This is a genomic window from Iningainema tapete BLCC-T55, from assembly GCF_014698965.1.
GTDB lineage: Bacteria > Cyanobacteriota > Cyanobacteriia > Cyanobacteriales > Nostocaceae > Iningainema > Iningainema tapete.
In genome coordinates, this window is sequence record NZ_JACXAE010000013.1 from 206,385 (window position 1) to 219,556 (window position 13,172).

Annotated in this window: 14 protein-coding genes; 3 read left to right on the forward strand and 11 right to left on the reverse strand. The window is 39.8% G+C overall.

The features are described from left to right. Positions 1–9 precede the first annotated feature (9 nt). The gene (locus tag ICL16_RS03635; protein WP_190825527.1) at positions 10–507 is read right to left on the reverse strand and encodes a DUF4168 domain-containing protein; all 498 of its coding nucleotides are present in this window, start codon (positions 505–507) and stop codon (positions 10–12) included. Positions 508–1,325: 818 nt separating this feature from the next. Between ICL16_RS03635 and ICL16_RS03640 the strand changes: the two genes are divergently transcribed. Continuing rightward, a complete protein-coding gene (locus tag ICL16_RS03640) occupies positions 1,326–1,505 on the forward strand; it encodes a replication restart DNA helicase PriA (protein ID WP_190825528.1) in 180 nt (59 codons plus the stop codon). 141 nt (positions 1,506–1,646) lie between these two features. Here ICL16_RS03640 and ICL16_RS03645 read toward each other — a convergent pair whose 3' ends face one another. The 4 genes from ICL16_RS03645 to lgt all read right to left on the reverse strand — a co-directional run bounded on the left by ICL16_RS03645 (position 1,647) and on the right by lgt (position 5,012). Next, positions 1,647–1,829: a hypothetical protein gene (locus tag ICL16_RS03645; RefSeq protein WP_190825529.1), complete on the reverse strand. Its 183-nt coding sequence runs from the start codon at positions 1,827–1,829 to the stop codon at positions 1,647–1,649. Positions 1,830–1,985: 156 nt separating this feature from the next. Next, on the reverse strand, positions 1,986–3,074 hold the full coding sequence (rlmN, locus tag ICL16_RS03650; protein WP_190825530.1) for a dual-specificity RNA methyltransferase RlmN: 1,089 nt from the start codon (positions 3,072–3,074) through the stop codon (positions 1,986–1,988). 80 nt (positions 3,075–3,154) lie between these two features. Next, positions 3,155–3,952: a precorrin-4 C(11)-methyltransferase gene (gene cobM, locus ICL16_RS03655; RefSeq protein WP_238360579.1), complete on the reverse strand. Its 798-nt coding sequence runs from the start codon at positions 3,950–3,952 to the stop codon at positions 3,155–3,157. Between the two features lie 187 nt (positions 3,953–4,139). Beyond that, entirely contained in the window at positions 4,140–5,012 is an 873-nt protein-coding gene (lgt, locus tag ICL16_RS03660; RefSeq protein ID WP_190825531.1) for a prolipoprotein diacylglyceryl transferase, read from the reverse strand. 188 nt (positions 5,013–5,200) lie between these two features. On the opposite strand from lgt, the gene coaD reads away from it, so the two are divergent. Continuing rightward, positions 5,201–5,770 (forward strand): pantetheine-phosphate adenylyltransferase, encoded by a 570-nt coding sequence (gene coaD / locus ICL16_RS03665; protein WP_337906899.1) that lies wholly within the window; start codon positions 5,201–5,203, stop codon positions 5,768–5,770. Further along, positions 5,662–6,321 carry a cell envelope integrity TolA family protein gene (locus tag ICL16_RS03670; protein ID WP_190825533.1) on the forward strand — a complete coding sequence of 220 codons (660 nt, stop codon included), beginning with the start codon at positions 5,662–5,664 and terminating at the stop codon, positions 6,319–6,321. Before coaD ends, ICL16_RS03670 begins: the two co-directional genes overlap by 109 nt. A 77-nt stretch (positions 6,322–6,398) precedes the next feature. Here ICL16_RS03670 and ICL16_RS03675 read toward each other — a convergent pair whose 3' ends face one another. The 6 genes from ICL16_RS03675 to ICL16_RS03700 all read right to left on the reverse strand — a co-directional run bounded on the left by ICL16_RS03675 (position 6,399) and on the right by ICL16_RS03700 (position 12,371). Next, a complete protein-coding gene (locus tag ICL16_RS03675; RefSeq protein ID WP_337906897.1) occupies positions 6,399–7,718 on the reverse strand; it encodes a DUF4910 domain-containing protein in 1,320 nt (439 codons plus the stop codon). 94 nt (positions 7,719–7,812) lie between these two features. After that, positions 7,813–8,466 carry a PIG-L deacetylase family protein gene (locus ICL16_RS03680; RefSeq protein ID WP_190825535.1) on the reverse strand — a complete coding sequence of 218 codons (654 nt, stop codon included), beginning with the start codon at positions 8,464–8,466 and terminating at the stop codon, positions 7,813–7,815. An 89-nt stretch (positions 8,467–8,555) separates the two neighbouring features. Then, on the reverse strand, positions 8,556–9,395 hold the full coding sequence (locus ICL16_RS03685) for a glucose-1-phosphate cytidylyltransferase (protein ID WP_190825536.1): 840 nt from the start codon (positions 9,393–9,395) through the stop codon (positions 8,556–8,558). 118 nt (positions 9,396–9,513) lie between these two features. Beyond that, complete coding sequence (locus tag ICL16_RS03690) at positions 9,514–10,794, reverse strand: class I SAM-dependent methyltransferase (protein WP_190825537.1); 1,281 nt, start codon at positions 10,792–10,794, stop codon at positions 9,514–9,516. 6 nt (positions 10,795–10,800) lie between these two features. After that, a complete protein-coding gene (gene rfbC, locus ICL16_RS03695) occupies positions 10,801–11,346 on the reverse strand; it encodes a dTDP-4-dehydrorhamnose 3,5-epimerase (protein ID WP_190825538.1) in 546 nt (181 codons plus the stop codon). Then, positions 11,307–12,371, reverse strand: a complete 1,065-nt coding sequence (locus ICL16_RS03700) for an NAD-dependent epimerase/dehydratase family protein (RefSeq protein ID WP_190825539.1) — start codon at positions 12,369–12,371, stop codon at positions 11,307–11,309. Before ICL16_RS03700 ends, rfbC begins: the two co-directional genes overlap by 40 nt. Positions 12,372–13,172: the final 801 nt, after the last annotated feature.

Below are 13,172 nucleotides of genomic sequence, written 5' to 3' on the forward strand. Positions count from 1 at the left end.
GTTTTGCAATTAACTTTGAATCATCTTCTGCACTGTTTGCTGAAGTGCTGGGTCTTGTCTTACTGCTGCTAAAATTTGATTAAAGCGTGCAGGTTCTAGTCCTTCCTTTTGAAATACCTGCTGCATCTTTACCTGGGCTTGTTCCTGAATCTGTGAAAGTCTTGGTAAGGCTTTCTCGTATTGCTGCTTTTCTTGGGGAGTAATCGCTTTGGTTGGCTTAGCTGAGGCATCTCTTTGCGATTGATAGATTTCTAAAAATCTTTCTTCGGAAAGTCCTGATTGACTGACTACTTGCTTCATCTCCTGATTTCGACTATTTACAATCGGTTGCAGCTGTTTCATAGTTTGCGCAAATTTCTTGAGTTCCTCTTGGCTAACTTTGGCAGATGCAGCTGGTGCTTGAGTTTTTTTGTTTGGAGAGGGTTGTGGTGCTTGTGCTTGAGCCGACAGGGTGCCGACAAACAACATAACAAAAACACAACTACCTGTCAGAAGTCGCTTGAGCACTTTTAGTTCCTCCTTAGAATTACCTATCCCACTTATGGCGAAGGTACTGAACTTTTTTTCTATTGATTATCGGCTTTTGTAAATGCCTGATAGCATGTGCTAAAGCCGCATGAAAATAGCCAACAATTGTTGGTTACTTCTGGTATACACTATTTTGGAACAGATTAGTGCATATTTACCAAAAGTAAGTTCTATCTACAGGTGTATCTTTTGTGCATACACTACAAACAAGTACGCCTTGACGAAGGTAAGGGCTAATAGCTTCAGTTAGAGTTACGCTAAGTGAAATATTTACCTCGCAAACTTGAGCTTTCAGCTAAGAAATTTATTTTTTGGGCGTTAAAAATTAGGGTGCAAGATCTGAAGTGAAAATTTGTGGTTCAATTAACCTAATTACTGTAAACAGTCAGAGTCAATAAAAATATCATCTCATCTCAATTAATTCTGTATCAATGACTACTTTATTTTGATATTGCTCGTAATAATTTAAACAATCTTAAGCTTTAACCTCTTTATTTATAAAAGTAAAACTAGCCGGAGATACAACATTAAGCTATAACTATATATACTTAAGCTATCTAATCTCAAGAACTAAGCATTGGGGATCAGAATTATTGATAATAATTTAAAGTATGTATCTGAGGTAAGATGCTGATTATGCATTACAAAGAGCATAATAAAATCTAAACAAGTTAGTCGCTTTACTTTATATCAAGTTACGCAATTAGATACTGTTGCTTGTTTAATTCTGTAAACCATAAAGGTTTACTTGTTGTGGAATCGTAATTTAAAAAAAGATAACATTTAGGAGTTTAACAATGCATGTTGTACAAAAAATTCGCTGCCCAAATTGTGGTAGCGAAGGAGAAAGACATTATAATTGTCTTAATCAATTAACTCGAACTCAATGTCCAATTTGCGACTACTTGATGGTAAATTGTACTCGTACAGGCAAAGTTATCGAAGCTTATGCTCCTGGTATTCATGCACGTCGCTGATTAAGTAATGTTTATCTTGGTTGTTAACTGTCAATATTTATACAGTTAATAACCATAATGAGAAAAATAATGTAGAGACATTCCATGGAACGTCTCTACAAGGATTTTGAAGAATGCACGTTTTAATTCGGTCGATGTCTATTAGCTGATTTGACTTGATTGGTTGAGAGCCTCTCGAATCGGTAATGATTGTTCGTCTATGTTCATATCTTCAGGTTTGACCCCTTGATTTAAGAAATAGAGCATTAGTGCTTCAATTTTATTGAGGCGAGAATGGCGCAAGCATTCTGCTACATTGGGGCATTGATAGATTACCCCAGTCATTGTCCTACAGTCGAGATCCATTGGGCAATACATTGGCTAAACACTCAGCATTTTAGGGGTCTATTTTATTGTTATCACAGAAATTCATGCAAATCTATATCCTTGTGTAGAGACGTTGCCGGCAAAGTCTCTAGAGAAGTTTGGGAAGTTTAAAAATTAGTTGACTTTTATACCTATATCTGCTATTTTGCTACTCCGCAGTTGTCCGCAAGCCGCATCAGCTTCTAAACCACGAGAGTAGCGCACGCTAACCGCAATTTTTTGCTGCTCAAGGACTTTGACGAAGGCTTGAATCCGATGGGGACTAGGGCGTTTGTAGTCAGCTTCTTGTATAGGATTGTAAGGAATTAAGTTGACATGACTTTGGAATCCTCGCAAACGGTGTGCTAGTTCCATCGCGTGTTCTGGCAAATCATTCACCCCAGCTAGGAGTATATATTCAAATGTAACACGCCGTCCCGTAATTTCCACATATTCACGACATTCAGCAAGCAAATCTTCGATTTTGTAGGGGTGGGCGCTAGGAATAAGTTGTTCGCGCAGTGCTTGGTTCGGTGCGTGAAGGCTAACGGCAAGAGTTACCTGTAAATTATGTTGTGCAAGCTGACGTATGCGCGAGCTTATCCCCACTGTTGAGACTGTCATCAATCGCTGTCCAATTCCTACATCAATATTTAGAGATTTGATTGCCCCGACAACATGATCCACGTTCAACAACGGTTCGCCCATACCCATAAATACCACATTGCTAACCCGCCGCCCAAAATCTTCTTGAACCGTCAACACCTGATCGACAATTTCGTGCCGCCCCAAGTTACGCTTAAAGCCTCCTTTACCTGTGGCACAAAAATCACAAGCCATCGGACAACCGACTTGGGAAGAGACGCAAACAGTTAAGCGTTTTTCTGTTGGGATGCCAACTGTTTCAATAATTTGACCATCAGCTAATTTTAAAAGATACTTGACAGTTTCATCAGGTGCAACCGAGCGGTAATGTAAAGTTGAACGCCCGATCGCAATTGATGCTACTTCCTGACGCCATTGTTTAGGGAATACCGAGATCTCAGCAAGCGATCGCACTCCCTTATGATATACCCAATCGTGCAATTGCTTTCCTCTGTATGCTGGTTGTCCCTGCTGCTGCACCCAAGCAGTCAACTCTGATTCGCTTCCTCCCAATAGTGGTGGAACAGCTATTTGCGGGACAATACCAAGGTCAGGAGTTGAAACTACACTTACAGACATAATAATTTTTGCTATCTAAATTTATTATAGCGATTTCAATTTTCTACTACTGTACTGGGAGACGCTCTATCAGAGCGTCTCTACGTTGTAGGGCGAAATAAATGATTGTGTTCGGGGTGATATAAACGCGAACGGGCTTCGCCCATGCTACGCAAACGCCCTGTTGTTTGCGATAATGCAGGGCTGATTACGTAAAGTGTGGTGCGCATCAACTTTTCAAAGTGAGTACAATCTGCCATTTTGTCAAGAGAGACAACCCTGATTTTTTCATCGCTCCATCCGAGCCGAAAGCAAATCGCGACTGGTGTTTCTGGTGGGTAGTGTTGCAGAAGTTTAGCTTGAGCGTCTTCGACGTGACGCGCACTAAGATACAAGCACAAGCTAGCTTGATGGGCTGCTAAGGATGTTAATTCTTCGCTGGTGGGAACTTCTGTGCGTCCGCTGATCCGAGTTAGTATAATTGTTTGGACTAATCCAGGTACAGTGAGTTCTACTTTAAGTTTGGCGGCTGCGGCTTGAAAAGCGCTGATCCCCGGTATGACTTCAAAGGGAATTTGCGCTGCTGCCAAAAGTTGCATTTGTTCGCTGGTGGCACTGTAAAGACTGGGATCGCCGGAATGGAGACGAACGACAGATTTGTGCGATCGCACTCGTTCAATCATAATTGGTAATATATCTTCTAGAGTCTGATGGGCAGTTTGAATAATTTCTGCATCTACTCGGCAAAATTCTAGTATTTGTTGAGGTACTAAAGAGTCGGCAAATAAAATTACATCAGCAGCAGCTAGCAGTTTTTGCGCCTTAACAGTCAATAATTCAGGATCTCCTGGGCCTGCACCGACAATATATACTGCCGGGTATAACATTTTATTTGTCATAATAAATACAATTTAAATTAGTATATTTACGATGATTTTGCTCTCAGTAATTGAGAAAAAAAATTTTTTTGGCATTTTCTTCAGTATCTTTCCGGATTGACCCTCTTTAACTAGTAGATGTGAATGGTAGATGCACCCTGGTTAAGCCCTAGAGAAAACTCTGGGGCATTTTTTATGCCCCACTCTCCTACTCCCGCACTTCCCCATTTTCAGGGGTAGAGACTACATCAGGTAAAGGGCGTTGACTCAAATACAGCCACGCCAAACCACCTAAGCCGAAAGTAATTCCGACTAAACTGACTACTTGTGCGATGCGCAGAGGACCTAACATTAAGCTATCAGTACGTAGACCTTCAATCCACAAACGCCCCAAGCTGTAGGTGGCAAGGTAAACTAAAGATAAAGTACCCACTTTAATGTGTGGCTTATTTTGCAACCCCCGAAAAAATAAGGTTAATAGCAAAGCGAACACCATCAAATTCCACACAGATTCATACAGAAAGGTGGGATGAAAGTACTCAAAATTAGCTAGCCCTGGGGGACGACGTTCTAATGGAATATATAACTTCCAAGGTAAATTTGTTGGATCACCAAAAGCTTCAGAGTTAAAGAAATTGCCCCAACGTCCAATCGCTTGTCCCAAAATTAGTGAAGGAGCCACCAAGTCTGCTAGTTGCCAGAAAGAAACCCGTTTGAGTTTAGCAAAGATTAACGCTGCTGTAACACCACCGATAATCGCGCCATGAATTGCAATTCCTCCTTGCCAAATAGCAATGATGCGTTCTGGGTTCTGGACATATTCCGACCATTGAAATAAAACGTAATATAGTCGTGCTGCTGGTATTGCCCCAATTACTAGCCAAATTGACAAATCGCTGAGCAAATCAGGATTAACATGACGGCGTCTTGCCAGGTACTGTGAAAGGCTAACGCCAATTAATACAGCGGAGGCAATTAAAAAGCCATACCAACGGATCGTTAGTGGTCCTAGTTTCACCAGGATAGGTCCTGGTGAAGTAAATTGAAACGCCAAAGGCAAGGCGGTTTGATTCAATGACATACAAAAGTACCTAGAAGGCTTGAGTATTGTGAACGAGGGCGGCGACTGCATTGATTTTAAGTCGTGATGGGTAAAAAAGGAGAGTGTGTGCAGTAGATAAAAATTCTTGATTTCTACATCAAAAATTGCTGTTAGCTATGACCGAGTTTCGATATAATCACGTAAACAAGCTTGAGATCTCTCATATTGTGATTGCTATTTATCCAGGTAGCTTTGACCCCGTCACTTTGGGACACCTCGATATCATCGAACGTGGTAGCCGCTTATTCGAGCAGGTAATTGTCGCTGTTTTGCGCAATCCCAACAAGACGCCACTGTTTACCGTGCAACAAAGGCTAAAACAAATTCGTCGAGCTACTGCGCATTTACCCAATGTAGAAGTAGACGCTTTTGATGGTTTGACTGTTAATTATGCCCACATGCGGGGAGCGCAAGTTCTGCTGCGGGGGCTAAGAGCAATTTCAGACTTTGAAGTAGAGCTTCAGATGGCGCATACAAATAAAACCCTTTCTACCCAAATAGAAACGGTTTTCTTGGCAACATCGAACGAGTATAGCTTTTTAAGTAGTAGTGTGGTAAAAGAAGTTGCTAGATTTGGTGGCTCTGTAGATCATCTTGTTCCCCCACACGTTGCCCTGGAAATTTATCAATGCTACGCTCAAAACCATCCAGTATCGAACCCAACCACAATGGAGGCAATCCCAATCCTGAAGATGCCGATGGAGTCTCCTACACAGAAGCGCGAACAACAAACGTAGATATTCAGCAGGAACTCAATCGCCTGGAGGAGCTGATTCTCTCCAGCTTCCGTATTCCCCTAGTTGGGCGCACCTTGGTAGACGAAGAAAAGCTGTTAGAGCAGCTTGATTTCATCCGGCTTTCTTTACCTGCAGCTTTTGGGGAAGCTGTAGCAATTATTGAACAAAAGGAAGAAATCTTCCTACAGGCAGAAGATTATGGACAGCAAATTGTTGACGCAGCTCAAGCCAAAAGAGCACAAATTTTGGATGAAAGCGAAATAATTAGAGAAGCAGAACAAGAAGCAGCAAGTATCCAGCAGAAAGTACAACAAGAGTGCGAGGCGATGATGCAAGAAACTCTGGAGGAAATCGATCATCGGCGGCGTCAATGTCAGCAGGAGTTGGAGCAGATGCGAAAGGATGCGCTCGCACAAGCTCAAGCCATTGAACAAGGAGCAGATGAATACGCAGATAATGTCTTAGAAAATATTGAGCAGCAGCTACAAGATATGATGCGCATTGTCCGCAATGGACGCCAACAATTGCACCCAAATAAACATATCAAGTAAAATCTCTCATGCCATACTACGATGAGCAAAGTATTTTGCAGCGTTGACTCAATAACAGACGTTCCGGCGGAACGTCTCTACCATTCTTTCAACAAATTGAACTGCAACAACGTATCTGCTGTTTTCATAATCAAATCAAATCCTAAACCTGATTTTTCGGCAATATCTAGCAAAGAGTAGTTACCATCTGACAAATTTAAAACCCATAACATTGCTAGTTCATTCATTTTTGTATTAGTTTGTCCACCAATTGCACTATATAACCCTCGTTTACCTAACTGTGGTTCGCAAAAGGGGTTTTGGTTCAAATATTTTTTATTATTCTCAATAATTTGTAACACAGATAAAATTTTGGATAATGAATCTGCAAGGTATTGAGGTTTGACAAGCTCAAGATTATCTGCTGATGTGTGATATTCTGGAAAACAACCGTTTGGAGTTCTCATCAAACAACCCACAGGTAAATTAAACCCAGGAGAACAAAACTGCCTTTCATCATAGCCATAAGGTTGGAAATCGGTAATTTCAAAATCTGTACCAGAATTCTTCAAAACATAAGTAACAACTTGATCGATTTGAGCATCACCACGACGACTTTTTTTATAAGTAGACTTACCCGCATCACCCAAACAACTTAAAACCAAACCGTGTTTAATATTGTGAACATGATTTTGATTTAAACACAGCCAAGCGATCGCACCGATAGTTCCCGGAATAAAAATAAATCTATAAGAATACTCAAGCTGAAGAAGACTGAGATATTTTGCCAAAAAAGTTGCCAGCGCCACACCAGAGAGATTATCATTACAAAGTGAGGGATGACAAGTATGGCACGAGATTAGCACTTCGTCTGGTTTCTCTCCTTTGAGATAATACTCGCCATAGGTTAGATAACCGTCCTCTAACGAAGAATTAATGCACACCTCATACTCATCCGACTCTAACGCCAAAAATTGATTGTGACTGAGACAAAAGCCCCAACTTTCTTTGTAATAAGAAGTTCGATAGGGAATCCAGTCAGGATATTCTGGTAACGTAAACAAATGCTGCTTTAATTCATCTAAAGGTATCTTTTGCTTAACAGGCACACTATAATTAACAACATGCAGATTAGATTTATTAAAGTCTATAATTTTTTTTCCTTGAGAATTTTTCACATAAGCATCCTGAATATTCCACTCCTTAGGAATCGTCCAATCAAAAACTTGAGTACCAGAGGGAACTTCATGCTGAATTAAGGCAATATGTTGCTTAATCAACCGCAAACTTTCCCTAAAACCCTCACCAGTAATACTACGACAGATCGGATATAAATCTGATATTAACCCATACACCTCTTGGCTAACTTCATCCAAATTAAGCCCTGACTTCAAATCACTTATCTTCACCGTATTCACCTTTGCTCGTGTTGGTAAAATTATATCTCTCTTCCTCTGCGTTTAAGAGGGGTTTAAACCCCTGGCTATGCGGTTTAAAAATCAAATAATCCAGCTAAAAAACTAACTTACGACAATAAAAAGCCTCAGCATACTTGTTTGGCGCATTAGACTCAACACCGCGCAATCTAAGAATTGATAAAAAAGTATCTTCTGTAAACCATTGCTTACCACGTTGTGAAGAAAAACTATCAACAATATATTTAACCTTATCTTGACAAATCTGCTCATCCAAATGCACAAAAAAATTAGGATTACCTAAATCTCCATCATACTTAGGTATCTCATACTCCCAAATCAAATGATTTCTAAAAGTATTCCAAGTAAAATCCGAAATCAAACGATGATCCTGATGTAAATCGTGACGATAATGAGTTAAAATTAAATCAGGATGAAAAGATTTCTTCAATTGCTCAAAAAAATGTTTAATTTCTCCTCCAATATAAGGGAAAAAACCATCTTGAAATTGTTGAATAACTATATTTTTATCTTGAGCATTTTCTAAAAACTTGCAAGCGCTATTATAAGCTTCCTTTTCCCTTTCTAAGTTAGAACTAAATACAACCCAATAAAACACAATATCCGGGTAAGTCTCTATTAATCTTAAAATTGTGCCTCCACAACCAATCTCTATATCATCACAATGAGCACCCAAACATAAAACTTTGTAAGTCGAGTCATTTTCAGGAGCAAAATTGAGTTTAAGCATACCCTATATTGTTGAATTGAAAACCACATCTAAATCTAATGTAGAGACGTTACATGTAACGTCTCTACATTGCGTTACACTGCGTTAACTTACCCTACAGAAGCATGAGAAATATGGTGATTTGGACTGTATTCCAAAGATTTAACCTTTCTTTCATGATTCCACACCGCCCAAGGAGCATTACCTTGACAATACATATCATCTAACTGCTGTTGCTCTTTGAAGGTATCCATACAAGCCCAAAAGCCATTGTAGTTATAAGCAACTAGCTGTTGTAAATTAATTAATCTTTGAAATGGTTCGAGTACCAATTCCTCTCCTGGTTCAATATACTTAAAGATATCTTTTTTGAAGATAAAAAAACCTCCATTGATCCGAATACCAGCTTCTTTGACACTTTGAATGTGAGTTACTAAACCATTTTCTTGCGTTGAAACTAAATGGAAACTTTGGGAGGGTTTGACGCACAAAAAACTGGCAATTTTGTTATGTCTATGAAAGTTCTCAATTAAGTTGGGTAGGTGTAAATCTGTCAAACCATCACTGTAGTTAGCTAAAAATACTTCCTCTCCTTCTAAGTATTCTTCTATAGCTTTGAATCTTTGTCCAATATTTGAATGCAAGCCTGTATCAACAAAGGTAATTTTCCAATCTTCGATATCACTATTTAAAAGTTGAATCTTTTTCCCTCCGTTTTGTAAGGTGAAGTTATTGGAGACACATTCGTCATAATTGAGAAAATAATTTTTAACTACGTCGGCTCTATAACCTAGACACAAAATAAAATCTTTGTGTCCGTAGTTGGCGTAATATTTCATCACATGCCACAATATTGGTCGGTAGCCAATGGTTACCATTGGTTTGGGAATGTTGGCAAAAGAGTCTCTTAGTCTTGTGCCTAAACCGCCGCAGAATAATACTACTTTCATGGTAATTTCTTTGATTAGGAGAAAATGAACCGCCTTCTCTTCGAGAGGCTTCGCCAACGCGCAGCGTCTCCGCCAGGAGAAGAGCGCCAAGTAAAGAAAGAGAAAGTTCAATCGCGCCTCAAGTATAGACTGAGACTTCAGGGATGGGTACGACAAATTTGCCGCCCCAATCACGTATGTATGACATCTGGGAGATGATTTCGTTTTTTAAGTTCCAAGGTAAGATTAATAAATAGTCGGGTTTTGTTTGTTGAATTTTGTCGGGTGCAAAGATGGGGATGTGAGTTCCGGGTAAGAATTTACCTTGTTTGTATGGGTTGCGATCTACTGTATAATCAATGAAGTCTTCTCTTATGCCACAATAATTGAGCAGGGTGTTGCCTTTACCTGGAGCTCCGTAACCAGCTATTGTTTTTCCTTGTCGTTTGGCGGAAATTAAAAATTCTAAAAGTTGGAATTTGGTTTGCTTGACTTTTTCACCAAATGTAAAATAGTTTTTTAATTCGTTAAATCCTGCTGCTTCTTCTCTAGCTCTGAGTTCTTTTACTCGTTGAGTTGTCGGTTTAGACTTATCTTCTTTATGCTTTGCATATATTCTCAGTGAGCCACCATGGGTTGATACTTCTTCTACGTCAAAGATGGTTAAATTGTGAGCAGCAAATATCTGCTCGACTGCTAGCAATGATAAGTAGGAGAAGTGTTCGTGATATATGGTGTCAAATTGGTTTCCTTCTATTAGTCGCATTAAATGCGGAAACTCCATAGTAATGATGCCTCCTGTTTTGAGGATAATTTGGCAGCCGCCGACAAAATCATTGATGTCAGGTACGTGAGCAAGTACGTTGTTAGCTACTAATAAATCTGCTTGCTGCCCTTGCGCAACTAATTCGGTAGCTGTGTTGATGCCAAAAAATTTGACAACTGTAGGAATGCCTTTTTTGATGGCGACTTCAGCAACGTTAGCTGCTGGTTCTATGCCTAAAACTGGTATGCTTTTTGAAGCAAAGTATTGTAATAGGTAACCGTCATTACTGGCTATTTCCACTACGTGAGTAGAAGAGTTTAATTCAAACCGATCTATTACTTTTTCGGTATAATTAAGAGCGTGTTTTAGCCAAGAGTCAGAGTAAGATGAAAAGTAGGCATACTCGCTGAATATTTCTTGTGGGCTAACATATTCTTGAAGTTGCACAAGTTTACAGCGCGAGCACACGTAAACATGCAGTGGATAAAACGGCTCCATCTGGTTTAACTGCTCGGATGTTACGTAGCTTTCACACAGCGGAGACATTCCCAAGTCAACAAAAGTGTGCTGCAATTTTGTGCCACAGAATCGACATTTACCACGATTCACCGTTGTGCTATTCTGTAATAATGGATCTAAAGTTGTTTTATTCATTTATGCTTAAAGTGATAATACAACAGATTCAAACAACTGCCAACAGGTATCTTTCTCGGATATTTCACTCACAGGTAGAGGCCATTCAATTGCAAAGGCTGGATCGTCGTAACGTAAACCACGCCCTTGCTCTGGCGCGTAAAATTCACTCATCTGATACACAACCTCAGCCTCATCAGTTAGTGTTTGGTAGCCATGAGCGAACATCTCAGGTACGTACAACGCCCTACGGTTTTGAGCCGTTAACTCAACACCAATGTGTAACTTGTACGTAGGAGATTCAGCACGCAAGTCGATGATAACATCGTATATGGCACCTTGAGTGCAGCGAACCAACTTTACTTCGGTTGCCGACGCAACTTGATAGTGCATCCCCCGCAGAGTACCCTTTTTGTAATTAAAAGCCACGTTACATTGTGCAACTGTTGGCTTTAAGCCGTGAGCCAAAAATTCCTGTTGGCAGAAAGTACGAGCAAAAAAGCCCCGAATATCTTGCCTTGGCTCTAAGTCAATCAGGAATGCGCCTTGGAGAGAGGTTTCTGTGAATAGCATGACTTATTCCAGAAGAAATTTTGGTCAATTTGCTGAGTACGAATCAGATACTCCAACTGCTTTAAGCGAGTGAATCCTCTAAATAAAAAAGTGGATTCTGACATATCAATAGAAGTAAACACGTCAAAAAGCTGTTTGGCACCATCAGCAGCATTCCACTCACACTTAAATCCTGGTAGTGTAGTGTTAATTTTCTCAAAGGAAACCCGGTAGCTACGGTTGTCTCCACCACTGTCACCGAAGGAAAGCTGGCATCCGGTAAAAACGGAAGCTACTATCTGGGCAATTTCTTTAACTTGATAGTTGCTGTTCGTGTCACCTACGTTGAAAATTTGGTTGTGAACAATACTGCGCTCTGCTTCAAGTGTACATACAATTGCCTTACATATGTCAAGCAGATGAACTAATGGACGCCACGGAGTACCATCGCTTGTCATCTTGATTTCTTTAGTAGTCCACGCTAGCCCAGCCAGGTTATTTAAAACTATATCAAAACGCATTCTGGGAGATGCACCATAAGCTGTAGCATTGCGCAAAAAGGTGGGAGAGAAACTATCACTTGCTAGTAACTTGACATCTCGCTCTACCAAAGTTTTACATTCTGCATAAGCTGTTTGCGGATTGACGAGTGACTCTTCGGTAACATAGTCTTCACTCGCAACGCCGTAGACACTGCACGAAGAAGTGTAGACAAAGCGCCGCACACCCACTTCTTTAGCTAGTTTGGCAAGGTGAAGCGAACCTTGATGGTTAATATCATAAGTAACTTTGGGAGATAGCTGCCCTGCAGGATCGTTGGAAAGTTCAGCCAGATGAACTACTGCCTCGACACCTTGTAAATCAAGCGCGGTAATGTAACGGATGTCTTTGTTCAGGGTATTGGCTGTTGATTCAGTACCATTATATAGCCAACCTACTTTATAAAATCCTGTGTCAACCCCGATGACTTCATGTCCAAGTTGGATCAAGATTGGTGCTAATAACGAGCCAATATAACCTTCTGTTCCAGTTACCAGTATTTTCATAGGTGTCAAATCCTATATGCACGGCTGTTCGGCAAAATCGTTTCAAAAGAGTGCTTTGACTGTTTACCCCTGTTGCCATCAAGGCGCAATCCTCGCTCAAGTAACAATGTGCAACTAACTTGATTGCGATCGCGTCTAGGAAAATGTATGATTTAATGTATGAGATGTATAATTTAGGTACGTTTATACCTCTGCTGGGCAATAGGCTTACTGCACCAATTTGCACAGCTTGATACTTCCCACTCAGCACATTGCTACTCGGGTTCCTACTTTGCAACTAACTTTCTAGATCCCGATCCAATCTTGCTATGTCATTTATTGTGTTAGTTAAATAATTTAAATATTTCAACCATATCATCAATTTATTCATTAGTAAATATATGTCTTCTGAAATTCATGATCAACAAGAAACAATCTGAAAATATGGAAATTTATACAGTACTTCACCATAGGCTTTTTGTTAATTAAAATTATAGGTTAACAAAACATTAAGTCAGTCTAAAGATAGAAGTTGAGGTAAACAATAGTAGTTTAATTTACATAAATACAAGCATCAAGTTAATAAATAGCCATTCAACAAAATACAGGCAGCTACGATAGTCTCATCACCCGTCAGGAATTCATACTGCAACGGGTGTGAGGGAAGTTTTACCTTGCATTACTTATTAATGCCTAAAAATCTGCTTTCTTAGTAACCTTAAACTAACATTCAAATAACTGCTAGATGATACTAATAGGTACTAAAAAATAAAAAATAAAAAACATTAACTATAATTATTTTGAGATTACAAAACATAAAAA

What these genes read in the sequence shown, in the direction of transcription:
- ICL16_RS03640 (WP_190825528.1), top strand. Translation starts at nt 1,326, where the DNA reads ATGCATGTTGTACAAAAAATTCGCTGCCCAAATTGTGGTAGCGAAGGA.
- ICL16_RS03645 (WP_190825529.1), bottom strand. Translation starts at nt 1,829, where the DNA reads ATGACTGGGGTAATCTATCAATGCCCCAATGTAGCAGAATGCTTGCGC.
- rlmN (WP_190825530.1), bottom strand. Translation starts at nt 3,074, where the DNA reads ATGTCTGTAAGTGTAGTTTCAACTCCTGACCTTGGTATTGTCCCGCAA.
- cobM (WP_238360579.1), bottom strand. Translation starts at nt 3,952, where the DNA reads ATGACAAATAAAATGTTATACCCGGCAGTATATATTGTCGGTGCAGGC.
- lgt (WP_190825531.1), bottom strand. Translation starts at nt 5,012, where the DNA reads ATGTCATTGAATCAAACCGCCTTGCCTTTGGCGTTTCAATTTACTTCA.
- ICL16_RS03670 (WP_190825533.1), top strand. Translation starts at nt 5,662, where the DNA reads ATGCTACGCTCAAAACCATCCAGTATCGAACCCAACCACAATGGAGGC.
- ICL16_RS03680 (WP_190825535.1), bottom strand. Translation starts at nt 8,466, where the DNA reads ATGCTTAAACTCAATTTTGCTCCTGAAAATGACTCGACTTACAAAGTT.
- ICL16_RS03685 (WP_190825536.1), bottom strand. Translation starts at nt 9,395, where the DNA reads ATGAAAGTAGTATTATTCTGCGGCGGTTTAGGCACAAGACTAAGAGAC.
- ICL16_RS03690 (WP_190825537.1), bottom strand. Translation starts at nt 10,794, where the DNA reads ATGAATAAAACAACTTTAGATCCATTATTACAGAATAGCACAACGGTG.
- rfbC (WP_190825538.1), bottom strand. Translation starts at nt 11,346, where the DNA reads ATGCTATTCACAGAAACCTCTCTCCAAGGCGCATTCCTGATTGACTTA.
- ICL16_RS03700 (WP_190825539.1), bottom strand. Translation starts at nt 12,371, where the DNA reads ATGAAAATACTGGTAACTGGAACAGAAGGTTATATTGGCTCGTTATTA.